21 protein-coding genes and 3 pseudogenes are annotated in these 22,656 nt (G+C 49.9%); 15 read left to right on the top strand and 9 right to left on the bottom strand.

Annotation, left to right across the window (positions count from 1 at the left end):
- Nucleotides 1–34: 34 nt before the first annotated feature.
- Entirely contained in the window at nt 35–325 is a 291-nt protein-coding gene (locus J4614_RS19730) for a DNA-binding transcriptional regulator (RefSeq protein WP_000362052.1), read from the bottom strand.
- Complete coding sequence (locus J4614_RS19725; RefSeq protein ID WP_001159630.1) at nt 326–637, bottom strand: cytotoxic translational repressor of toxin-antitoxin stability system; 312 nt, start codon at nt 635–637, stop codon at nt 326–328.
- A 217-nt stretch (nt 638–854) separates the two neighbouring features.
- On the opposite strand from J4614_RS19725, the pseudogene J4614_RS19720 reads away from it, so the two are divergent.
- From J4614_RS19720 to J4614_RS19710, 3 genes and pseudogenes are all read left to right on the top strand, one after another.
- Nucleotides 855–1,783: pseudogene (locus tag J4614_RS19720) on the top strand (alpha/beta hydrolase).
- An 85-nt stretch (nt 1,784–1,868) separates the two neighbouring features.
- Nucleotides 1,869–2,180 carry a type II toxin-antitoxin system HigB family toxin gene (locus J4614_RS19715; RefSeq protein WP_000558166.1) on the top strand — a complete coding sequence of 104 codons (312 nt, stop codon included), beginning with the start codon at nt 1,869–1,871 and terminating at the stop codon, nt 2,178–2,180.
- Nucleotides 2,177–2,623 carry a type II toxin-antitoxin system HigA family antitoxin gene (locus tag J4614_RS19710; protein WP_001259009.1) on the top strand — a complete coding sequence of 149 codons (447 nt, stop codon included), beginning with the start codon at nt 2,177–2,179 and terminating at the stop codon, nt 2,621–2,623. The genes J4614_RS19715 and J4614_RS19710 overlap by 4 nt, the downstream gene beginning before the upstream one ends.
- Before the next feature lie 14 nt (nt 2,624–2,637).
- On the opposite strand, the gene fabY is transcribed toward J4614_RS19710, so the two are convergent.
- The 6 genes from fabY to J4614_RS19680 all read right to left on the bottom strand — a co-directional run bounded on the left by fabY (nt 2,638) and on the right by J4614_RS19680 (nt 7,447).
- Complete coding sequence (fabY, locus tag J4614_RS19705; protein ID WP_001518251.1) at nt 2,638–3,579, bottom strand: fatty acid biosynthesis protein FabY; 942 nt, start codon at nt 3,577–3,579, stop codon at nt 2,638–2,640.
- Nucleotides 3,580–3,623: 44 nt separating this feature from the next.
- A complete protein-coding gene (gene dtd / locus J4614_RS19700; RefSeq protein ID WP_000560969.1) occupies nt 3,624–4,061 on the bottom strand; it encodes a D-aminoacyl-tRNA deacylase in 438 nt (145 codons plus the stop codon).
- Nucleotides 4,058–4,930, bottom strand: a complete 873-nt coding sequence (locus J4614_RS19695) for a virulence factor BrkB family protein (RefSeq protein ID WP_000921423.1) — start codon at nt 4,928–4,930, stop codon at nt 4,058–4,060. The genes dtd and J4614_RS19695 overlap by 4 nt, the downstream gene beginning before the upstream one ends.
- Entirely contained in the window at nt 4,924–5,523 is a 600-nt protein-coding gene (gene yihX, locus J4614_RS19690) for a glucose-1-phosphatase (RefSeq protein WP_000965695.1), read from the bottom strand. Before yihX ends, J4614_RS19695 begins: the two co-directional genes overlap by 7 nt.
- 190 nt (nt 5,524–5,713) lie before the next feature.
- A complete protein-coding gene (locus J4614_RS19685) occupies nt 5,714–6,517 on the bottom strand; it encodes a DeoR/GlpR family DNA-binding transcription regulator (protein WP_000059693.1) in 804 nt (267 codons plus the stop codon).
- Nucleotides 6,518–6,550: 33 nt separating this feature from the next.
- On the bottom strand, nt 6,551–7,447 hold the full coding sequence (locus J4614_RS19680) for a sugar kinase (protein WP_001528888.1): 897 nt from the start codon (nt 7,445–7,447) through the stop codon (nt 6,551–6,553).
- A 164-nt stretch (nt 7,448–7,611) separates the two neighbouring features.
- Here J4614_RS19680 and yihU point away from each other — a divergent pair, with 164 nt between their 5' ends.
- The 11 genes and pseudogenes from yihU to J4614_RS22210 form a co-directional block, all read left to right on the top strand.
- Nucleotides 7,612–8,508 carry a sulfolactaldehyde 3-reductase gene (gene yihU, locus J4614_RS19675; protein WP_000268257.1) on the top strand — a complete coding sequence of 299 codons (897 nt, stop codon included), beginning with the start codon at nt 7,612–7,614 and terminating at the stop codon, nt 8,506–8,508.
- A gap of 22 nt (nt 8,509–8,530) precedes the next feature.
- Nucleotides 8,531–9,409 carry a sulfofructosephosphate aldolase gene (gene yihT, locus J4614_RS19670; RefSeq protein ID WP_001067409.1) on the top strand — a complete coding sequence of 293 codons (879 nt, stop codon included), beginning with the start codon at nt 8,531–8,533 and terminating at the stop codon, nt 9,407–9,409.
- A 15-nt stretch (nt 9,410–9,424) separates the two neighbouring features.
- Nucleotides 9,425–10,666 carry a sulfoquinovose isomerase gene (gene yihS / locus J4614_RS19665; protein ID WP_000870940.1) on the top strand — a complete coding sequence of 414 codons (1,242 nt, stop codon included), beginning with the start codon at nt 9,425–9,427 and terminating at the stop codon, nt 10,664–10,666.
- A 71-nt stretch (nt 10,667–10,737) separates the two neighbouring features.
- Nucleotides 10,738–11,640 carry an aldose-1-epimerase gene (locus J4614_RS19660; RefSeq protein ID WP_024131638.1) on the top strand — a complete coding sequence of 301 codons (903 nt, stop codon included), beginning with the start codon at nt 10,738–10,740 and terminating at the stop codon, nt 11,638–11,640.
- Between the two features lie 88 nt (nt 11,641–11,728).
- Nucleotides 11,729–12,604 (top strand): sulfite exporter TauE/SafE family protein, encoded by an 876-nt coding sequence (locus J4614_RS19655; RefSeq protein WP_000345334.1) that lies wholly within the window; start codon nt 11,729–11,731, stop codon nt 12,602–12,604.
- 123 nt (nt 12,605–12,727) lie between these two features.
- Entirely contained in the window at nt 12,728–14,764 is a 2,037-nt protein-coding gene (locus tag J4614_RS19650; RefSeq protein ID WP_000107275.1) for an alpha-glucosidase, read from the top strand.
- 45 nt (nt 14,765–14,809) lie between these two features.
- A complete protein-coding gene (locus J4614_RS19645) occupies nt 14,810–16,192 on the top strand; it encodes an MFS transporter (RefSeq protein ID WP_208293296.1) in 1,383 nt (460 codons plus the stop codon).
- A 45-nt stretch (nt 16,193–16,237) separates the two neighbouring features.
- The gene (locus J4614_RS19640) at nt 16,238–17,656 is read left to right on the top strand and encodes an MFS transporter (protein ID WP_001112785.1); all 1,419 of its coding nucleotides are present in this window, start codon (nt 16,238–16,240) and stop codon (nt 17,654–17,656) included.
- A 67-nt stretch (nt 17,657–17,723) separates the two neighbouring features.
- Entirely contained in the window at nt 17,724–18,416 is a 693-nt protein-coding gene (ompL, locus tag J4614_RS19635) for a porin OmpL (protein ID WP_000838828.1), read from the top strand.
- 156 nt (nt 18,417–18,572) lie between these two features.
- A pseudogene (locus J4614_RS19630) lies at nt 18,573–18,680 on the top strand (cytoplasmic protein); the annotation flags it as partial.
- Nucleotides 18,681–18,752 (top strand): annotated as a pseudogene (locus J4614_RS22210) (hypothetical protein); the annotation flags it as partial.
- A gap of 54 nt (nt 18,753–18,806) precedes the next feature.
- Here the strand turns inward: J4614_RS22210 and typA are convergent.
- A complete protein-coding gene (gene typA, locus J4614_RS19625; RefSeq protein WP_000572060.1) occupies nt 18,807–20,630 on the bottom strand; it encodes a ribosome-dependent GTPase TypA in 1,824 nt (607 codons plus the stop codon).
- 375 nt (nt 20,631–21,005) lie between these two features.
- Here typA and glnA point away from each other — a divergent pair, with 375 nt between their 5' ends.
- Nucleotides 21,006–22,415, top strand: coding sequence for a glutamate--ammonia ligase (gene glnA, locus J4614_RS19620; protein WP_001271699.1), 1,410 nt, complete (start codon nt 21,006–21,008; stop codon nt 22,413–22,415).
- Nucleotides 22,416–22,656 lie beyond the last annotated feature (241 nt).

Raw genomic sequence — 22,656 nt, 5'->3', positions numbered from 1 at the left:
ACCGGCTAGCAATCTACGTTAGCCGGATCATTGCTCAATAACGCAATGCTTGTATAACGTTTCTCGGGTCGTTGGCAATGGCGCGAAGTAATGCTTTGGCTGGCCCTGTCGGTGAGCGTCTTCCTTGCTCCCAGTTGCGCAGCGTATCCACGTTGACCGAAATCAGTTCTGCAAACTTAGATTGCGACAACCCAGATGCCTGCCGTATTTCTTTAATCTTCATTGCATCAATATGAAAGGTACGAGAAGGCTTACGGGTCCCTTCAATGATTTCATTCATTTGAGACATACTTTGAGTTAATCGCTCAAATAACACTTTATCCATCTACCACCTCTCATTCAGCATACGAAGCACCGCTTTTTCCTGCGGCGTGAGATCATCTTTAATGCCTTTTTGATAAATCAGAAGCAAGCGAATCTCATACCGTTGACTACGGTGAAAATAGATAATTCGCACGCCACTACGCTTTCCTTTGCCTCGCGCTCCCCAGCGCATTTTTCTCAGGCCGCCCGTTTCCTGAATGACATCACCACAATCTGGATGCTGAGCCATAAAAACCTGAAGCTTATGGTATTCATCATCATCGAGCAGTTTTTTAACATCTTCAGTAAAGAGTTCCGTTTCTATAAATTGCATATTCCATACGCCATTGGCTTATAGTAGTGAAAATAATCTATACGTCAATGGCGTATAGCATCATCGTTTCACAGTACAAAAATTAAAAACCCAGCGCCAACCGCATTCCATTTTTTGCGAACCTCTATCCAGAATCATCATCCCCTCGTTTCACCACTTTCCATCCCCAACGAACCAGGTTATAAACTGTACATACATACAGTCAAAGGAGCGTTATATGCCACTGGAAAAAGGAATTGCCGAACTGGTCGCTGGGTTTATCGCCGCGGGCCGTCCCTCTTCACGAGAGCAGAATATTGATGACCGGAGAGCGGGTTATATTGCCAGCACGTCGCTGGCGGGTGAGAAAGAAATTCGGGTGAGTTCGGAAGATATCGTGCTGGAAGGGATGACATTTCGCGTCGTTTCGCCGCCAAACGCATCCGGTTCTCTACCCTGTATCCTCTACTATCACGGCGGCTGTTTTGTTAGCGGCGGCTTTCTGACTCATGACCCCAGCTACGGCAACTGGCCTGGAAAAGCGGCTGTAGAGTGATTGCCATTCAGTATCGCCTTGCGCCAGAACACACCTTCCCTGCGGCTCATGACGACGCTGAACGCGGGGCCAATATCGTCCATCAATACGCGGAGCAGTTAGGCATCGATCGTGAACGTATCACGCTTGCTGGCGACAGCGCAGGCGGGCACTTGGCATTGGTCAGCGCGCTACGCCTGAAATCCACCGCCCACTGGTCTCCGGCGAAGCTGCTGTTGATCTACCCGATGCTTGACGCTACTGCCAGTTTCCCCAGCTATGCCAGCAACGGGCAAGACTACATCATCACCCGCGATACGCTGTTATCGGGTTTCGAAATGTATCTCCAGGATACCGACCTCCGCCACCCGGAAGCCAGTCCGATATGGCGTGAAGATTTTGCCGGTTTACCGCCGGTGCATATCCTCACCGCAGAGTTCGACCCACTGCGTGATGAAGGCGAAGCGCTATATCACCGTCTGAACGACCAGGGCGTGGCGTGTACTTGCCAGCGCTATCTCGGCGTTATCCACGGTTTTTTCCAATTGGGCGGCGTGAGCAAGACGGCACGAAGCGCCATGCGAGATGTGGCCTGGCGTGTTGTAAGTCCATCAACAGGCAAAATGACCTAAAATTCAATTTTGTTTTCAACTTGAAAACTGGATAACGTTGCGCTAAATTGTTTTCAGGTTGAAAACTTTGTAATGGAACTACATTGTGCATGTTATCAGCCGAAAACCGTTCAATGAAGCGATGCTCATGTATCCAAACCATGAGCTTGCCCTCACTGAGTTGCTGAATGTTCTTGAGAAAAAAACATTCACTCAGCCTGAAGAGATGAAGCGGTATATTCCTTCACTGGATAATTTTAAGTACAGAGATAAATGGTGGGTGATTGATGTTTCTGGTAACAGCCTGAGACTCATTTCCTACATAGATTTCAGGTTACATAAGATATTTGTGAAACATATCGTTTCCCATGCCGAATATGACAAACTGACCGCATATTATCGGGGTAATAAAGAATGAGAACTCATCGTCAGATGGATGCAACCAGCGCAAAAAAGATCGTTGATACCTTCAGCGATGCGGTAAAAAGCGTCCCACTGATGGGGGAAGACCGAAATGACAATGAGTATCGCAGGGCACTAGCGCTAGTGGAGTTTCTGGTCGACCACGACGATCTTGAAAACCCACTATTTGAATTGCTCTGTGCCCGAATCAGTGAATACGAAAAACATGCGCCGGAATTCAAAGCACTCAACCAACACCTGGAGAAAACGCCCCCTGGCGTTTCAGTATTGCGAACGCTCATGGATCAATACGGTCTCAAAGCAGCAGATCTTGCCAACGAACTTGGTTCTAAATCGAACGTCAGCAACATCTTAAATGGCCGCAGAGCACTAACGGTTAATCATATTAAAGCGCTTACACAACGCTTTAAACTACCAGCGGATGCCTTCATCGAGTAGTTGGATATGTCCAGCTACTCCTCCTCGTTGCCGCCCTCTTCATACGGGCCGAACGGTTTCGCAGGTAGTACGATATAAATGCCTTCGAAAATTGCCCCAGCGGTCTCGCCGCCCAACAGTTCAACCTGCAGCTGGACACGCGCTTTTTTACCCCGCGCCAGCCTGTCCAAATCACCGCTTAGCGACCCCAAATCAGCCACGGCGTTTGGCTTTCCGCTAATGGGTTTACTGTAGCGAATATGAGCGTCAGCAAGAATAATCGTCCCGCCCAGGTGGCGTTCACGGAGCATCAGCCAGATAAGTCCCCATCCGGTCAGCGTCGCCAGGGAGAACAGGCTGCCGGCAAACACCGTGTGATGCGGATTTTGATTACCGGTTTCCGGCATCGTGGTAATAAATTTTTGCCCGGTGTACTGCTGAATGCGCACCCCCATCTTTTCACTCAATGGAATGTGCTCATACCAGGCCTGCTGAAGCTGCCCGCACCAGTCGCCGCGATGCAGGATATCATCCAGCGATGCTACCGGTTTAATCATCAGAAAATGGCGGATTGGCGTGGTTGTGGGCGTAGTAATCTCCCCCTGATTGACAAACCCGAGTTTGGCAAAGAACTCAACCGCATCTTCGCGCGCGCTGCAGGTGACGCGCTTAACGCCTTCCTGGCGGGCGACAGACTCCAGAGTCATCGCCATTAATGTCCCCAGCCCTTTATCCTGTACCGAGGGATGTACAGCCATAAAACGGATAGACGCCTCGTTATCTGCATTGATATACAGGCGGCCCACTGCAACTAAGTTTCCTTCTTCGTCCACCACCATTTGATGGTGCGCCAACGCATCCCAGCCATCCCGTTCCGACCCTTTCGGCTGGTGCAGCGGTTTACGCAGCATCTCCCAGCGAAACTGGTAGTAACGTTCTAATTCTTCTTCTGTTTGCGGAACTCGAAGGTGATACATAGCCGTACTCTCTCTTGTTATCCGCGGCCACGCCGGAAGCTGACTCATACCTGGAGCCAGAATGTCACGGGACCGTCATTAACCAGCTCAACCTGCATATCGGCAGCGAAGCGTCCGGTTTGCGTGTTTATCGCCTGCTGGCGGCAGCGTTCGACAAAATATTCATAAAGCGCCTGCGCGCGATCCGGCGCAGCCCCGCCGGAAAAGCTTGGTCGCATACCGCGCTCGGTATCTGCCGCCAGCGTAAACTGCGACACCACCAGCACGCTGCCGCCAGCCTGTTGTACATTCAGATTCATCTTGCCGTCAGCATCGCTGAAGATACGGTATCCCAGCACGCGCTCGCACAGACGATTCGCTTTTTGTTCGTCATCTTCTTTTTCGACACCCAATAACACCAAAAGTCCTGGGCCGATTTCACCCGTCACCTCATCCTCCACGGTGACGCTGGCACGGGTTACGCGTTGAATTAATGCAATCATGGTTGGTCAGCTTCTTCTTGTTCTGCGGCTTGTTTGAGTTTTCGGTATTCCCCGAGAGTGACAGTTATTTCTGCGCCAAGCAAGACTATACACCAGGTCCAGTATACCCAGACAAACAGGATAGGGATCACTGCCAGTACGCCATAAATGAGCTGATATGACGGGAACATGGTGATATAAAGCGCGAAACCTTTCTTTCCGGCCTCGAACAGCAACGCTGCGACAAACGCGCCGACAAGGGCGTCACGGTTCGGTACGCGAGTTGTTGGGACAATACTGTAAAGTAACCAGAATGAGATCCACGAGAGCAGCAGCGGAAGGATGCGCAATACATTGTCGATGACCGTATTCAGATCGCTGGCCCAGCGTAAAGAAAGCAGGTAGGAGCTGATCGCCAGGCTGGCGCCAGCGAGAAGCGGGCCGAGCGTGAGGATCATCCAGTACACCGCAAAAGAGTACACTTTTGGCCGTGTGCGTTTGCTGCGCCAGATAGTGTTTAAGGCGCTATCAATGGCGTACATCAACAGCAATGCCGTCACAATCAGTCCACAGGCGCCCACCGCCGTCATTTTGTTGGAGTTAGCGACAAACTGCTCAATATAGCGCTGAATCACGTCTCCGGTGGCTGGCATAAAGTTAGCAAAAATAAAATGGCGTAACTGAATGCTGACATCAGAAAACATCGGAAAAGCAGCGAAAAGGGCAAAAACGACGGCAATAAGCGGTACTAAGGAGAGTAATGAGACATAGGCGAGATTTCCCGCCAGAGTCGTCATATTATCCTCATCGATACGCTGCCATAATAGCTTGAGCCAGGCCCGAACAGGGCGCGTATGGCGTCCAGCTTTTTGGTGAACGGTTTTTAGCATAACAGCTTCGCGAAGTAGTCAGGGATGGTGGCTTTATCCTTCACCAGAATGCTGGTGATCCCCAACTGGTTGGCCCCTTCTATATTATCGGCATTGTCGTCGAAAAAGACCGCATCGGCAGCGGAAAAACCTTCTTTCTGCAGGACGTGCTGATAAATACGCGCTTCCGGCTTACGCATTCCCAAATCCTGCGATAAATAGATATGGTCGGCGGCAGCGCGCACCTCCGGGTATTCCTCCGGCCAGAAGTGGGTATGCAGTCGGTTAGTATTGGATAGCACCACCACGCGATGCCCCTGCTCGCGCAGTTTATGCATGATAGCAATCACTTCGGGCCGTAATCCGACAAATACCGCCTGCCAGCCGTGCGCAAATTGTTCATAACTGAGCGATAACGCCATTTCATGACAGAAAGCTTCAGCAAACGCTTCGTCCGTTATCTCACCGCGTTCATGTTGGTGAAAAGTCTCGCCCATCGTAAATTTTTGCTTCAGCGAAGCCAGCGGTACTCGACTCAGATCGCTCCACACACCTAATACGCGGTTAAAGTCGATGTCGACAATCACATTACCTAAATCAAAGATGTAGAGCATGTCATTCTCCTTGCTAACCGGGGATGAATAACTGTAGCGGGAAAGGAGAAGTTTGACTATGTATCCCTTTATAAATCAATTAACAAAAAGACAATAGAAACGCAGACGATGTTCAATATCGCCTGCATCACAGCGCCGTTTTATTGGCCGGATAAAGCGCTGACGCGACCCTCCGGCGCAAGGGCGCTTGTCACGCTGAAACGGCGTCGTCCAGCGAAGGACTCACCTGAACCACTTCGATTTGCTGGGATTGAAGTAAATTCTGTAATGCCGGACCGGGATACTCGTCCGTAAACAGAGCGGTAATCTGTGACACATTGCCGATCTCAACCGCCGCAGAAGCATGGTATTTCGTATGATCGGCGGCCAGCAAAATATGTCGCGAGTGAGCCATCATGGTTTTCACTACGCTGGCTTCGTTGACATCAAACTCCAGTAACGCGCCATCGCTCTCTATCGCGCCTACGCTGGTGACGAGATAGTCAGCCCGGAACCCCGCCACAAACGCCGCCGCGGATGGCCCGATAATGCCGCTATTATGCGGGCGCAGCGTGCCGCCAGGCACCATCACTTCAAAACGAGGGTTATTATAAAGAATGTGCGCGACGCGCAGGCTATTGGTGATAATGCGCAGATGATTATGGTTGAGCAGCGCGCGCGCCACCTGCTCAACCGTCGTTCCAATCGTGATAAATATCGTGGAGCCATCCGGAATATAGTCAGCCACGGCTTCCGCAATGGCTTTTTTCTCTTGCGTCCAGGAGACCTCTCGCTGCTCAAAGGCGGTATTGACCACACTGGACGCTCTGCCGGCGCCGCCGTGATGACGCGTAATCAGCCCCTGCTCGCTTAATTTACGAATATCGCGGCGAACCGTCTGGGTAGAGACCTCCAACAAACTGGCTAACTCATCGATATTCATATAGCCGCGCTCATCAATAAGCATTAACAGCCGATCGTGTCGCGGATTACCGGTCAGTTCGGTAAGACTCATGAGCATTCCTCTAAAAGCTTCCTACTGCTCATATTATACAAAAAGTGACAAGAAAGATCGGGTTTGCTCACAATCAGGGATACCCGCCCGGCCACCTGGGCGCGTACACTTCAGCGCGGCAACGCCGCTGGCGAATCTGACAGCCTCTTCGATGGCGTATCCGCTTGCCAGGCCAAATGCCAGTGCGCCATGAAAAACATCGCCCGCGCCGGTAGTATCCACCACCTCCACGGTAAAACCCGGTTGGTGGCGTACCGCCGCTTTTTCCAACCAGTTGCAGCCTTCACTGCCTCGCGTGACATAGACATGTCCATTTGTGAGCATTTGTGCTTTTTTTAGCGCATCAATGGCTTCGCTCATCCCCGTCAGGCGTGCCAGCCCTGGCTCGGAGAAGGCGGCGTGGTCGCTTAACGCCACCAGCTCGCTAATATCCTGCGGCGTAATATCGCCATCAAGAACAGTCATGACGCCAGCCTGACGCGCCAGCGTAAACGCCTGTTTTGCGCCGTCATGCCAGCGCACATCCGCCAACACCACATCCCACTGCGAAAAATCGATGTCGTTAAGCCAGCCGGCGTCAGGCAATAAATCCGGGCTGGGATAATTAACGATAATCCGCTCTCCTTTGGCATCCACCATAATCGCTGACTGCGACGACATGGCCTGCGTGTAGCGGCGGGTATAGCGGGTATTTACCCCCAGGGATTCCAGTTCCGCCAGCAGGCTGTTTCCGGTGTCGTCATCGCCCACACGGCCAATAAAGTCCACCTGCGCGCCCAATTTCGCCGCAGCCACGGCAGCGGTCGCTGCAGGCCCGCCGCCCACTTCCGTATAGCGCTTCGCCACATATTTACCCCCTTCTGTCGGTAATCCTTCCACGTAATAGATGCGATCCATCACGGTAATACCTACACAAGCAATACGAACCATGGTCATTCCTCAAGCATTTTCGATGTGCTCATTTTAATTTCACGAAATGTTTAAAAAGTGACGGCTGTCAATTTTTTGACTATAAATTACAAATACGATCACAAACAGACAGAAAAAGGCTCATTAATGACAAAAAATGACACCACCGTGTTCAGGAGAACGATATGGCAGTTATAGCATTTATCGGGTTGGGACAGATGGGCTCTCCTATGACGAGCAATCTGCTAAAGCAGGGCCATCAACTCAGCGTCTTCGATGTTAATCCCGACGCCGTACAGCGTCTGGTAGACAAAGGCGCGCAACCTGCAAGCAGCCCGGCTCAGGCAACCATCGGCGCTGAATTTGTTATCACCATGCTCCCGAACGGCGATCTGGTTCGTTCCGTTTTGTTTGGCGAGCAAGGCGTTTGTGAAACTCTTTCCCGTGAAGCGCTGGTCATTGATATGTCCACTATTCATCCGTTGCAAACCGATAAGCTGATTGCCGACATGCAGAGCAAAGGGTTCAGCATGATGGATGTGCCGGTAGGCCGGACATCCGACAACGCGATTACCGGCACATTGTTGCTGCTGGCAGGCGGTACGGCGGAGCAAGTAGAACGCGCTACCCCTGTTCTGATGGCGATGGGTAATGAGCTGGTCAACACCGGCGGCCCGGGAATGGGTATTCGCGTAAAACTGATCAACAACTACATGAGTATTGCGCTAAATGCGCTCTCCGCCGAAGCCGCCGTGCTGTGTGAAGCGCTGAGGCTTTCCTTCGACGTGGCTTTAAAAGTGATGAGCGGCACTGCCGCAGGCAAAGGGCATTTCACCACCACCTGGCCGAATAAAGTGATGAAAGGGGATCTGTCTCCCGCCTTCATGATCGATCTGGCGCACAAAGATCTTGGCATCGCGTTGGATGTCGCCAATCAACTGCACGTACCGATGCCGCTCGGTGCCGCCTCCCGGGAAGTTTATAACCTGGCGCGGGCCGCAGGCCGCGGTCGGGAAGACTGGAGCGCCATCCTGGAACAGGTGCGCATCAGCGCCGGGCTGACCGCCAACGTAAAAAAGTAACGACTGTATAAAGGAAAATTGAATGAACAACTACACCATCAAAGACATTACGCGAGCGTCCGGCGGGTTTGCCATGCTGGCTGTCGATCAGCGCGAGGCGATGCGTTTAATGTTTGCTGCTGCTGGTGCGAAAACACCCGTTGCCGATAGCGTGCTGACGGATTTCAAAGTGAATGCGGCGAAAATTCTTTCCCCGTATGCCTCTGCCGTTCTGCTGGATCAGCAGTTCTGTTATCGCCAGGCCGTAGAACAAAACGCGGTCGCTAAAAGCTGCGCCATGATCGTCGCGGCAGATGATTTCATCCCGGGCAACGGTATTCCCGTTGATAACGTGATCATTGATAAAAAAATTAATGCGCAAGCGGTAAAACGGGATGGCGCGAAAGCCTTAAAACTGTTGGTGCTGTGGCGCAGCGACGAAGACGCGCAGCAGCGTCTGGATATGGTCAAAGAATTCAATGAATTATGCCACTCCAATGGTTTGCTGAGCATTATCGAACCGGTTGTACGTCCGCCGCGCTGCGGCGACAAGTTCGATCGCGAGCAGGCGATTATCGATGCGGCCAAAGAGCTGGGCGACAGCGGCGCCGATCTTTACAAAGTTGAAATGCCGCTCTACGGCAAAGGCGCGCGTTCCGATCTTCTTACCGCCTCACAACGCCTGAATGGGCATATCAATATGCCGTGGGTCATCCTCTCTTCCGGTGTGGACGAAAAACTGTTCCCTCGCGCGGTCAGGGTCGCCATGGAAGCTGGCGCATCCGGGTTCCTGGCGGGACGCGCGGTCTGGTCATCAGTGATTGGTTTACCGGATACCGAGCTGATGCTACGTGATGTTTCCGCGCCTAAATTGCAACGTTTAGGTGACATTGTCGATGAAATGATGGCTTGTCGCCGCTAATACGAGGATGAAAGAATGAAATGGTTTAACACATTGAGCCACAACCGCTGGCTGGAGCAGGAAACCGACCGCATCTTTAATTTCGGTAAAAACGCCGTGGTGCCGACAGGCTTCGGCTGGCTGGGAAATAAAGGGCAAATTAAAGAAGAGATGGGCACCCATCTTTGGATCACGGCGCGTATGTTGCACGTTTATTCCGTGGCGGCGTCGATGGGCCGACCAGGCGCTTATGATCTGGTCGATCATGGCATCAAAGCCATGAACGGCGCGCTGCGCGATAAAAAATACGGCGGCTGGTATGCCTGCGTTAACGATCAGGGCGTGGTAGATGCCTCTAAACAGGGTTATCAACACTTCTTCGCCTTGCTGGGCGCGGCCAGCGCCGTCACGACCGGTCATCCTGAAGCCAGGAAATTGCTGGATTACACCATAGAAGTGATTGAGAAATACTTCTGGAGTGAAGAAGAGCAGATGTGCCTGGAGTCCTGGGACGAAGCCTTTAGCAAAACCGAAGATTACCGTGGCGGTAACGCCAATATGCACGCCGTCGAAGCGTTCCTGATTGTTTATGACGTTACCCATGACAAAAAATGGCTGGATCGCGCTATCAGAATCGCATCAGTCATTATTCATGATGTAGCCAGAAATAATCATTACCGTGTTAATGAACATTTCGATTCACAGTGGAATCCTATCCGCGACTATAACAAAGAAAATCCAGCACACCGTTTCCGTGCATTTGGCGGTACTCCAGGTCATTGGATCGAATGGGGTCGTTTAATGCTGCATATCCACGCAGCACTGGAAGCCAGATGCGAACAACCCCCTGCATGGCTGCTGGAAGACGCGAAAGGTTTGTTCCACGCTACGGTACGTGATGCCTGGGCTCCGGATGGAGCAGACGGCATTGTGTATACCGTTGATTGGGAAGGGAAACCCGTTGTACGTGAACGTGTACGCTGGCCAATTGTAGAAGCGATGGGGACAGCCTATGCCCTCTATACCGTAACAGGGGATCGTCAATACGAAACCTGGTATCAAACATGGTGGGATTACTGCATTAAATACCTGATGGACTATGAAAATGGTTCCTGGTGGCAAGAATTGGATGCTGACAACAAGGTGACCACTAAAGTCTGGGACGGTAAGCAGGATATATATCATCTTCTGCACTGTCTGGTAATTCCACGCATCCCGCTCGCTCCAGGGCTGGCACCAGCCGTAGCAGCAGGTTTGTTAGATATCAATGCGAAATAAATAAGCCTGGTAACGACGGCATATCAGCAAATGAACGTTGCATATGCCGTTGTTTAGTAAGGGTATCTAATATTAAGGTGATATGTATGCATAGTGGTGGGAATACGATATTACTCGCTGCAGGTGATTACCGGGCGCAAATAGTTTCAGTGGGTGCCGGTCTTGCCGAATTAACCTGGCAGGGCAAGCATCTGGTTATACCTCATAAACCAGAAGAGATGCCTCTTGCTCATCTGGGTAAGGTATTAATCCCTTGGCCAAATCGTATTGCCAATGGTATCTATCAGCATGATGGGCATGAGTATCAGTTGCCGATTAATGAACATGGCTCTAACGCCGCTATTCACGGCTTGCTTGCATGGAGAGACTGGCAAGTTGATGAATTAACAGCCACAAAAGCCTCGTTCTCCATATTTTTACCGCCAAGCTATGGCTACCCATTCGCATTGATTTCGCAGGTTATTTACTCACTGGACGCAACAACAGGGCTGTCCGTTGAAATAATTAGCCAAAATATCGGCGATAAACCAGCACCTTATGGCGTCGGTGTTCACCCCTACTTAACCTGTGACTTAGCACCTGTTGATGATTATACGCTGCAACTTCCTGCAAAAGAGGTTTTTGCTTTCGATACACAGTCTAACTCATCAACGTTACTACGCGTCGATGAGCTGAATCTGGACTATTCCATCCAACAAAAAATTGGTGATAAACGGATTGATCATACTTTCAAAACTTACAGCGAGCGATGGGAGGCGAAAATTATTAACCATCAACAGGAACTGGCTGTTAGTTTATGTTCCGATCAACCGTGGCTTCAGGTCTATAGTGGCGAAAAGTTGAATCGCCGGGGATTAGCTATCGAACCGATGAGTTGTCCGCCGAATGCCTTTAATTCTGGGATCGACTTACTATTACTTAAACCAAAACAACAGCATATATTGTTTTTTAATATTTGTGGTGAATGCATATAGTTCATGTATTTATTTGTGCAGGATACCTATTACCCTGACTTAAAACAGTCAAAGTAATATTTTAGAATTTGATAATGAAGGAATTATAATGGATTTCTTTAATTTATTTACACCTGATGGCGTGATGTTGGAACCTGGTGTTATATACACCGTTATCGCCTTAATGTTTCTTTATACATTCGTAGGAATATGTGCTGGCTTTGGTGGTGGATTGACTACCATGCCGCTCATAACCCTAATGCTACCTGTAAAAATGGCAACACCACTTTCTGTTATTGTCGGAACAGCGACCGCCATTTATGCCACATGGTTATCTCGTAAAGAAACGGACTGGCGATCGGCTGCCGTTCTTATCGGCTTCTCTTTTCTTGGCATTCCGGTAGGTTTATATGCACTTTCCTATCTACCTGATCACATAATGAAAATAGGATTGGGTGGTTTTCTTATTCTCTACTCATTCTACAGTATGTTTATTCCCCGTCTACCCATCTATGACAGACGTTGGATTGCTGCACCGTTAGGGGCGATAGCTGGGGCGCTAGGAGCGGCCTTTTCCACAAATGGACCGCCAGTTGTGATGTATGGAATGCTACGTAACCTTGGCCCAGCCGCTTTTCGCGGTACGCTGAATGCATTCTTTACGGCAAACAACATTGCAGTTGTCGGCGGCCTGGCAACCAGTGGAATATTAACAATTTCAACATTTAAACTGGTTATTTTCTGTATCCCTACCATGATACTCGGTTCCTTAGTCGGGCAATATGTTCATAAGCGTATTTCGGTAAAAGTATTCCGCGTTTTAGTATTTTTATTATTAATTGCTTCGGGTGCAATGTTAATAAAAGGTGCATTAGGTGTTTCAGCGGCTACTGCGCTTCTACCACCATTTGTACTGTTGGCAATATTACAAATACTTTTAGGCAAAAAAATTGCTGAGATTCGTAAAGTGGATGCCAGCAAATAATAAGTGCTTGCTTTGTTCAGGCGCTACTTCAAGAGTAGCGCATAACTATTTAAGGCTAATGAATAATAACGAATCATAAACAATCAGTATGCTCGCGTTCCTCAATTTCATGGAGAATATTTTATGAGCACGCAAAGTAAGCATTTATCCTCTGTCCTGATAGAAAAGAACATTGAGGGCTTTACGCTGACGTACCACCAGCGCCTGATTTTACGTCACAGCGCCGAAAATCCCTGTCTGTGGATTGGCGCGGGCGTTGCCGACATTGACATGTTTCGCGGCAACTTTAGCATCAAAGACAAACTTAACGAGAAGATTGCATTAACGGAGGCCACGGTCAGCGAGCTACCCGACGGCTGGCTGGTACAATTCAGCTGTGGCGCAACAATTAGCGCCACCCTTCGCATCTCCACCGATGAGGCGGGACGCCTGACGTTGGATCTGCAAAACGACGACCTGCACCATAACCGTATCTGGTTACGCCTCGCAGCTAATCCAGATGACCATATCTACGGCTGCGGCGAACAGTTCTCTTATTTCGATTTGCGCGGCAAGCCGTTCCCGCTGTGGACCAGCGAACAGGGCGTTGGCCGTAATAAAACCAGCTATGTCACCTGGCAGGCAGACTGTAAAGAGAACGCCGGCGGCGACTATTACTGGACCTTCTTCCCGCAACCGACCTTTGTCAGCACGCAGAAGTATTACTGCCACGTCGATAATAGCTGCTATATGAATTTCGACTTCAGCGCGCCGGAGTATCACGAACTGGCGCTGTGGGAAGATAAAACTACGCTGCGTTTTGAGTGTGCCGACACCTACATCGCCCTGCTGGAAAAACTGACTGCGCTGTTAGGCCGCCAGCCGGAGCTGCCGGACTGGGTTTATGACGGCGTCACGCTAGGCATTCAGGGCGGTACGGAAGTTTGCCAGCAAAAACTGGATACCATGCGCAACGCAGGCGTAAAAGTGAACGGTATTTGGGCGCAGGACTGGTCCGGTATCCGCATGACCTCTTTCGGCAAGCGCGTGATGTGGAACTGGAAGTGGAATAGCGACAACTATCCACAGCTGGATAGCCGGATCAAACAGTGGAAAGAAGAAGGCGTCCAGTTCCTCTCTTATATCAACCCATACGTCGCCAGTGATAAAGACCTCTGCGCCGAGGCAGCGAAACACGGCTATCTGGCGAAAGACGCCACGGGCGGCGACTATCTGGTCGAGTTTGGCGAATTCTATGGCGGCGTGGTCGATCTGACCAATCCTGAAGCTTACGACTGGTTCAAAGACGTCATCAAAAAGAACATGATCGCGCTCGGCTGCAGCGGCTGGATGGCGGATTTCGGCGAATATCTGCCGACCGACACGTATCTGCACAACGGCGTCAGCGCCGAGATCATGCATAACGCCTGGCCTGCGCTGTGGGCGAAATGTAACTACGAAGCGCTACAGGAGACCGGCAAACTCGGCGAGATCCTGTTCTTTATGCGTGCGGGTTACACCGGCAGTCAGAAATATTCCACCATGATGTGGGCAGGTGACCAGAACGTTGACTGGAGCCTTGATGATGGTCTGGCCTCTGTAGTGCCTGCGGCATTGTCGCTGGCGATGACCGGCCATGGTCTGCATCACAGCGATATCGGCGGCTACACCACCCTGTTTGACATGAAACGCAGCAAAGAGTTGCTGCTGCGCTGGTGCGATTTCAGCGCCTTTACGCCGATGATGCGCACCCATGAAGGCAACCGCCCCGGCGATAACTGGCAGTTCGACGGCGACGCGGAAACTATTGCCCACTTTGCCCGCATGACCACCGTCTTTACCACGCTGAAACCGTATCTCAAGCAGGCGGTGGCGCAAAACGCGGCTACCGGTCTGCCGGTCATGCGTCCGCTATTCCTGCACTACGAGAACGATGCCGCAACCTACACCCTGAAATATCAATATCTGCTCGGTCAGGATCTGCTGGTCGCGCCGGTTCACGAGCAGGGGCGTTGCGACTGGACGCTGTATCTGCCGGAAGATCACTGGGTGAATATCTGGACCGGCGAAGCTCACCACGGCGGTGAAATTACCGTGGATGCGCCCATTGGCAAACCGCCGGTCTTCTATCGCGCGAAGAGCGAGTGGGCTTCACTTTTTGCTTCTTTACGGAATATCTAATACGACTCGCCCGCAGGGAAACCTGCGGGCAGATGGAGAAAAATAATGAGTCAGACCTCTGCTGATCCGGCAACGCTACGCCTGCCGCTTAAAGAAAAAATAGCTTATGGCATAGGCGATCTGGGTTCCAATATTCTGCTGGATATTGGCACACTCTATTTGTTGAAATTCTACACAGATGTCCTCGGTCTTCCGGGAACCTATGGTGGGATTATTTTCTTAATCGCTAAATTCTTTACCGCATTTGCCGATATGGGCACTGGTATTGTGCTCGACTCGCGGCGAAAAATAGGACCGAAAGGTAAATTTCGCCCGTTCGTTCTGTATGGCTCATTCCCAGTAGCACTGCTGGCTACAGCCAACTTTATAGGAACACCGTTAGAAATTACGGGCAAAACGGTCGTCGCAACGCTGCTGTTTATGCTGTATGGATTATGCTACAGCCTAATGAACTGCTCTTATGGCGCGATGGTGCCAGCTATAACCAAAAATCCAAATGAACGTGCCTCGCTGGCAGCCTGGCGCCAGGGCGGATCCACCTTAGGCCTTCTCATTGGCACCGTTGCTTTTGTACCAGTAATGAATTTGATTGAAGGCAATCAACAATTGCAATATGGCGTAACCGCTGCTCTTTTCTCGTTATGCGGGCTGCTATTTATGTGGCTTTGCTATGCGGGTGTCAAAGAGCGTTATGTCGAGGTCAAACAGGCTGATTCCGCACAAAAAGCAGGAATTTTGCAATCCTTTCGCGCCATCGCCGGTAACCGCCCGTTGTTTATTCTGTGCGTCGCCAACCTTTGCACCCTTGCGGCATTTAATGTCAAACTGGCGATTCAGGTCTACTACACCCAGTACGTGCTGAGCGATCCGATTCTGTTGTCCTATATGGGATTCTTCAGTATGGGTTGTATCTTCATCGGCGTATTTTTAATGCCTACCGCTGTACGCCGTTTTGGTAAGAAAAAAGTCTATATCGGCGGACTGCTAATTTGGGCCGTGGGTGATTTGCTTAACTACAGCTTCGGCGACAGTTCGGTGAGCTTCGTGGCCTTCTCCTGTCTGGCATTCTTTGGTTCAGCATTCGTCAACAGCCTGAACTGGGCGCTAGTCTCGGACACAGTGGAATATGGTGAATGGCGTACAGGTGTTCGTTCCGAAGGGACGGTCTATACCGGGCTCACCTTCTTTCGCAAAATGTCCCAAGCGTTGGCTGGATTTTTTCCCGGATGGATGCTTACTCAAATTGGCTACATACCCAACGTGGTGCAATCAACCAGCACTGTTGAAGGATTACGTCAGTTGATCTTCATATATCCTTGTGCCCTCGCAGTGTTGGCCATGATTACAATGGGCTGTTTTTACAACCTCAACGAGAAAATGTACATACGTATCGTTGAGGAAATAGAAGCACGTAAACGTACTGCTTAACAATAATAATGACTGATGCCCTTCGGGGCGTTGTAAGGAGTGGTTATGCCTGACCATGATCCGCTAACGCTAAAACTAAGCTTGAGAGAAAAACTCGCTTACGGTGCGGGTGATATTGGCTCTAATCTAATGCTAAGCATTGGCACATTATATTTGCTCAAGTTTTACACAGATGAGCTAGGAATGCCTGCATATTATGGCGGGGTTATTTTCCTCATAGCAAAATTCTTTACTGCATTTACAGATATGCTAACCGGATTTCTTCTCGATTCTCAAAAAAACATTGGAATCAGAGGGAAATTTAGACCTTTCATTCTGTATGCAGCAGTACCATCAGCAATTATTGCGACAGTTCAGTTTATTGCTACAACATTTAGTCTGCCGATAAAGACCGCTATTGCTACCGGTCTATTTATGTTATTCGGACTGTTTTACAGTCTAATGAACTGTTCATATGGCGCTATGATCCCAGCAATAACAAAAAATCCAAATGAACGCGCACAACTGGCAGCTTTTCGGCAGGGAGGGGCAACAATAGGATTATTAATCTGTACGGTTGCTTTTATTCCACTTCAATCTTTATTCTCTACAACTACCATTGGTTATGGTTATGCAGCCTTAACTTTCTCTATCTTTGGTTTCATTTTTATTATGCTATGTTATAAAGGAACCAAAGAACATTACATTGAGCCCCCATCGCCGGGACATAAGGCAAGCATCATCAAATCATTTTGTGCAATTTTTCACAACCCACCACTATTAGTTCTATGCATTGCAAATTTGTGTACACTAGCAGCATTTAATATCAAGCTCGCTATTCAAGTTTATTATACCCAATATGTACTAAATGACATTAACCTATTATCCTGGATGGGTTTTTTTAGTATGGGCTGTGTAATTATTGGTGTTTTGTTAGTTCCCTGGACCGTAAAATGCTTTGGCAAGAAACGCGTGTATTTAGCAGGTATGCTTTTATGGGCCGCGGGCGATGTTTTAAATTATTTTTGGGGTTATAACTCCTTTTATTTTGTCATTTTCTCTTGTATCGCCTTCTTCGGTACCGCTTTCGTCAACAGCCTGAACTGGGCACTGGTTCCGGATACGGTTGACTACGGTGAATGGAAAACGGGTATTCGCGCTGAAGGCTCGGTGTACACGGGTTATACCTTTTCCCGCAAAATTTCCGCTGCGCTTGCTGGCTTTTTGCCAGGTATTATGCTGACGCAAATCGGTTATATCCCCAACATAGCTCAAAGTGACACCACGTTGCTTGGTTTGCGTCAGCTCATTTTTTTATGGCCTTGCGGTCTTGCCATTATCGCAGCACTAACGATGGGCTTTTTTTATAAGCTCAATGAACAACGTTTCGCTTTTATTATCGAGGAAATTGCCCAACGAAAGAAAACAGGTAATCAAATTGTCGCGACTAATAATAAACAAAGTATTTCTACTGTAAATAATTAAACGACGCTTGCCGCTTTATCCATCCCGATGGATGGCGGCTTCCCTATATTTGAAAAATGGATTTATTATGAAATCTCTGAATACTCTAGTGATATTAACTTCAGTAATATCCACCTCTGTTTTTGCTGGCGCTTATGTAGAAAACCGTGAGGCCTATAACCTGGCGTCTGACCAAATGGAGTTTATGCTGCGCGTCGGCTATAACTCCGATATGGGTGCCGGAATTATGTTGACCAATACCTATACGCTACAGCGTGATGATGAATTAAAGCACGGTTATAATGAGATTGAGGGCTGGTATCCGTTATTTAAACCTACAGATAAATTAACCATCCAGCCTGGTGGGTTAATAAACGACAAAAGCATTGGTTCCGGCGGCGCCGTCTATCTGGATGTTAACTATAAATTTACCCCGTGGTTTAATCTTACGGTACGTAACCGATATAATCACAATAATTATAGTTCAACCGATTTGAATGGCGAACTGGATAATAATGACAGCTATGAAATCGGTAACTATTGGAATTTTATCATTACCGATAAATTTTCTTATACCTTTGAACCACACTATTTTTATAACGTTAATGATTTTAATAGTAGTAATGGTACGAAGCATCATTGGGAAATCACTAATACCTTCCGTTATCGTATCAATGAACACTGGTTGCCCTATTTTGAATTACGCTGGTTAGATCGTAACGTGGGCCCCTACCATAGAGAGCAAAACCAGATTCGTATCGGGGCGAAGTATTTCTTCTGATATTATCGCCTCTATTTTCCGAATCTGCATCACAGCGGGTAGTTGTTCTGCCCGCTCATTCATCCTGAATCAGACTCCCGATATCCCGCCCCTAAGCGCCATGATAATATTCGTAAAGCGTTTTACCATATTCATGCTTATAGAGAAGGGAAACAAATGAATAAGCGATTTAATATTGATTGGGACAATGAATTAACCCAGGAACAGCTCATTAATTTGATGTTAACCGATGAAGATCTGCCAAAGCTTCGCTCGCTGACCATTGTCATTGGTCGGCATAATACGCCAGCGATTGCTGATTTTTTGGCAACCTTATCCCTTTATCAATGTGAATAAAAAAACCCCGCCGAGTTTTCATTTCGGCAGGGTTTTTATCCGTAAGAGCGTTAATTACTCTTCTTTCTGACCACGGTTCGCACGGCGGCGATCGTTTTCCGTCAGGTGACGTTTACGGATACGGATAGAGGTAGGGGTGACTTCTACCAGTTCGTCGTCATCAATGAACTCCAGCGCTTGCTCAAGGCTCATTTTAATTGGCGGAACCAGAATCACCGCTTCATCCGTACCGGACGCACGCATGTTGGTCAGTTTCTTACCGGTCAGGCAGTTTACCGTCAGGTCGTTGGAGCGACTGTGAATACCAATAATCTGGCCTTCGTAAACTTCCGCGCCGTGACCCAGGAACAGCTTACCGCGATCCTGCAAACCGAACAGCGCAAACGCCACCGCTTTACCCTGACCGTTGGAGATCAGTACGCCGTTCTGACGCTGGCCCACTTCACCCGGACGAATATCGTCGTAATGGCTGAAGGTGGAGTACAGCAGACCCGTACCGGAAGTCATGGTCATAAATTCTGAACGGAAACCAATCAGCCCACGGCTTGGGATCACGTAGTCGAGACGTACGCGGCCTTTACCGTCCGGATTCATGTTTTTCAGGTCGCCTTTACGCTCGCCCAGCGCCTGCATGACAGACCCCTGGTGCTGCTCTTCGACGTCCAGCGTCACGTTTTCGTACGGCTCTTGTTTACGACCGTCGATTTCACGGAAGATAACTTTCGGACGGGAAACCGCCAGTTCGAAACCTTCACGACGCATATTTTCAATCAGCACGGACAGGTGCAGTTCGCCACGACCGGATACACGGAACGCATCCGCATCTTCGGTTTCTTCAACGCGCAGCGCCACGTTATGCACCAGCTCTTTGTTCAGACGGTCAAGAATCTGACGAGAAGTCACAAACTTACCTTCTTTACCGCAGAACGGCGAGGTGTTAACGCAGAAGAACATAGACACGGTCGGCTCATCAACGGACAGCGCCGGCAGCGCTTCAACGTTCTGCGGGTCGCAGATGGTGTCGGAAATGTTCAGCTCGCCCAGACCGGTGATCGCAATGATATCGCCCGCTTCGGCGATATCGCTGTCGATACGCTCCAGACCCAGATGCGTCAGCACTTTACCTACTTTCGCGTTACGGGTTTTCCCTTCACTATCGATGATAGTGACCTGCTGGTTCGGCTTCACTTTGCCGCGTTTGATACGGCCGATGCCGATAACGCCAACGTAGTTGTTGTAGTCCAGCTGGGAGATCTGCATCTGCAACGGACCATCGAGGTCAACGTCCGGCGCCGGAACATGATCAATGATCGCCTGATACAGCGGGGTCATGTCTTCCGCCATATCTTCGTGGTCCAGACCCGCGATACCGTTCAGCGCCGAAGCGTAGATGATCGGGAAGTCCAGCTGTTCGTCGGTCGCGTCGAGGTTAACAAACAGGTCGAATACCTGGTCAACAACCCAGTCAGGGCGCGCGCCAGGACGGTCAACCTTGTTGATAACCACAATAGGTTTCAGGCCATGAGCAAAGGCTTTTTTGGTCACGAAGCGCGTTTGCGGCATCGGGCCGTCAAATGCGTCAACCACCAGCAGCACAGAGTCAACCATGGACATGACGCGCTCTACTTCACCACCGAAGTCAGCGTGCCCGGGAGTATCAACGATGTTGATACGGTAATCATTCCATTTAATAGCGGTGTTTTTAGCGAGGATAGTAATACCACGCTCTTTCTCCAAATCGTTGGAGTCCATCACTCGCTCTTGAGTTTCGGCACGCGCGTCGAACGTACCGGATTGCTGGAGCAGCTTATCAACCAGGGTAGTTTTACCATGGTCAACGTGCGCGATGATGGCGATGTTACGCAAATTTTCGATCACAACTTTGCCTCAGGCATTAGAAATAGCGCGTTATTGTACACGGATTAATCGCACTACAAAACAGGATCACAAACATCCTCCGCAAACAAGTATTGCAGAGTCTCTTTGTGATCGCTTTCACGGAGCGTTAAAAGGGTGGCTTGCGTTCTATTGCACCAATGTGGTGCTTAATGTTCACATTGAAGCACTATTTTGGTGCAACATAGTCACCGTGGTGCAGCCCTTTTGCACGATGGTGCGCATGATAACGCCTTTTGGGGGCAATGTGAAAGTTGGCACAGATTTCGCTTTATATTTTTACGGCGACACGGCCAGCAGAATTGAAGATCTCGTTACCACGACGACCGACCATGACCAATCCGGGAGAGTACAAGTATGTCCGCTGAACACGTTTTGACGATGCTGAACGAGCACGAAGTGAAGTTTGTCGATCTGCGCTTCACCGATACCAAAGGCAAAGAACAGCACGTCACGATTCCTGCTCATCAGGTAAATGCCGAATTCTTTGAAGAAGGCAAAATGTTTGACGGCTCCTCTATCGGCGGCTGGAAAGGCATTAACGAATCCGACATGGTGCTGATGCCCGATGCGTCCACTGCGGTTATCGACCCGTTCTTCGCCGACTCCACCCTGATTATCCGTTGCGACATCCTGGAGCCCGGCACTCTGCAAGGTTATGACCGTGACCCACGTTCCATCGCAAAACGTGCGGAAGACTACCTGCGCGCGACCGGTATCGCCGATACCGTCCTGTTTGGGCCGGAACCTGAATTCTTCCTGTTCGACGACATCCGCTTCGGCGCATCTATCTCCGGCTCACATGTGGCGATTGACGATATTGAAGGCGCCTGGAACTCCTCTACCAAGTACGAAGGCGGCAACAAAGGCCATCGTCCGGGCGTGAAAGGCGGTTATTTCCCGGTTCCGCCAGTTGACTCCGCGCAGGATATCCGTTCTGAAATGTGTCTGGTCATGGAGCAGATGGGCCTGGTCGTTGAAGCGCACCACCACGAAGTAGCGACCGCAGGTCAGAACGAAGTGGCGACCCGCTTTAACACCATGACCAAAAAAGCCGACGAAATTCAGATTTACAAATATGTCGTGCATAACGTGGCTCACCGCTTCGGTAAGACCGCGACCTTTATGCCAAAACCGATGTTCGGCGATAACGGTTCCGGTATGCACTGCCACATGTCGCTGGCGAAGAACGGTACCAACCTGTTCTCTGGCGACAAATATGCCGGTCTGTCTGAGCAGGCGCTGTACTACATCGGCGGCGTCATCAAACACGCCAAAGCCATCAACGCCCTGGCGAACCCGACCACCAACTCCTACAAGCGTCTGGTCCCGGGTTACGAAGCGCCGGTGATGCTGGCCTACTCCGCCCGTAACCGTTCCGCCTCCATCCGTATTCCGGTGGTGGCGTCTCCGAAAGCGCGCCGTATCGAAGTTCGCTTCCCGGACCCGGCGGCTAACCCATATCTGTGCTTTGCCGCCCTGCTGATGGCCGGTCTGGACGGGATTAAGAATAAGATTCACCCGGGCGAAGCCATGGACAAAAACCTGTATGACCTGCCGCCGGAAGAAGCGAAAGAGATCCCACAGGTAGCGGGTTCTCTGGAAGAAGCGCTGAACGCGCTGGACCTGGACCGCGAGTTCCTGAAAGCAGGCGGCGTGTTCACGGATGAAGCGATCGATGCGTATATTGCGCTGCGTCGCGAAGAAGATGACCGCGTGCGTATGACCCCGCACCCGGTAGAGTTTGAGCTGTACTACAGCGTTTAATCGTATATTAAAAATCCGACGAATTTCGCGTTGCTGCAAGGCGGCAACTGAGCACATCCCCAGGAGCATAGATAGCGATGAGACTGGGGTAAGCGAAGGCAGCCAACGCAGCAGCAGCGTGAAAGGCGTCAGGAGTTTTTGAGTTGCCGTGGAAACTTTCAGCCCATCCCAGGATGGGCTTTTTTCTCCACCAACAATCTGATCTCACGCGCTTTTTAGTGGTAAAAAGCTATAATGCACT

This window comes from Salmonella sp. 32031103-2018-00083-FB-01-SM-01, assembly GCF_017571995.1.
Lineage (GTDB): Bacteria > Pseudomonadota > Gammaproteobacteria > Enterobacterales > Enterobacteriaceae > Salmonella > Salmonella enterica.
This window is presented reverse-complemented; position numbering and strand designations above follow the sequence as displayed.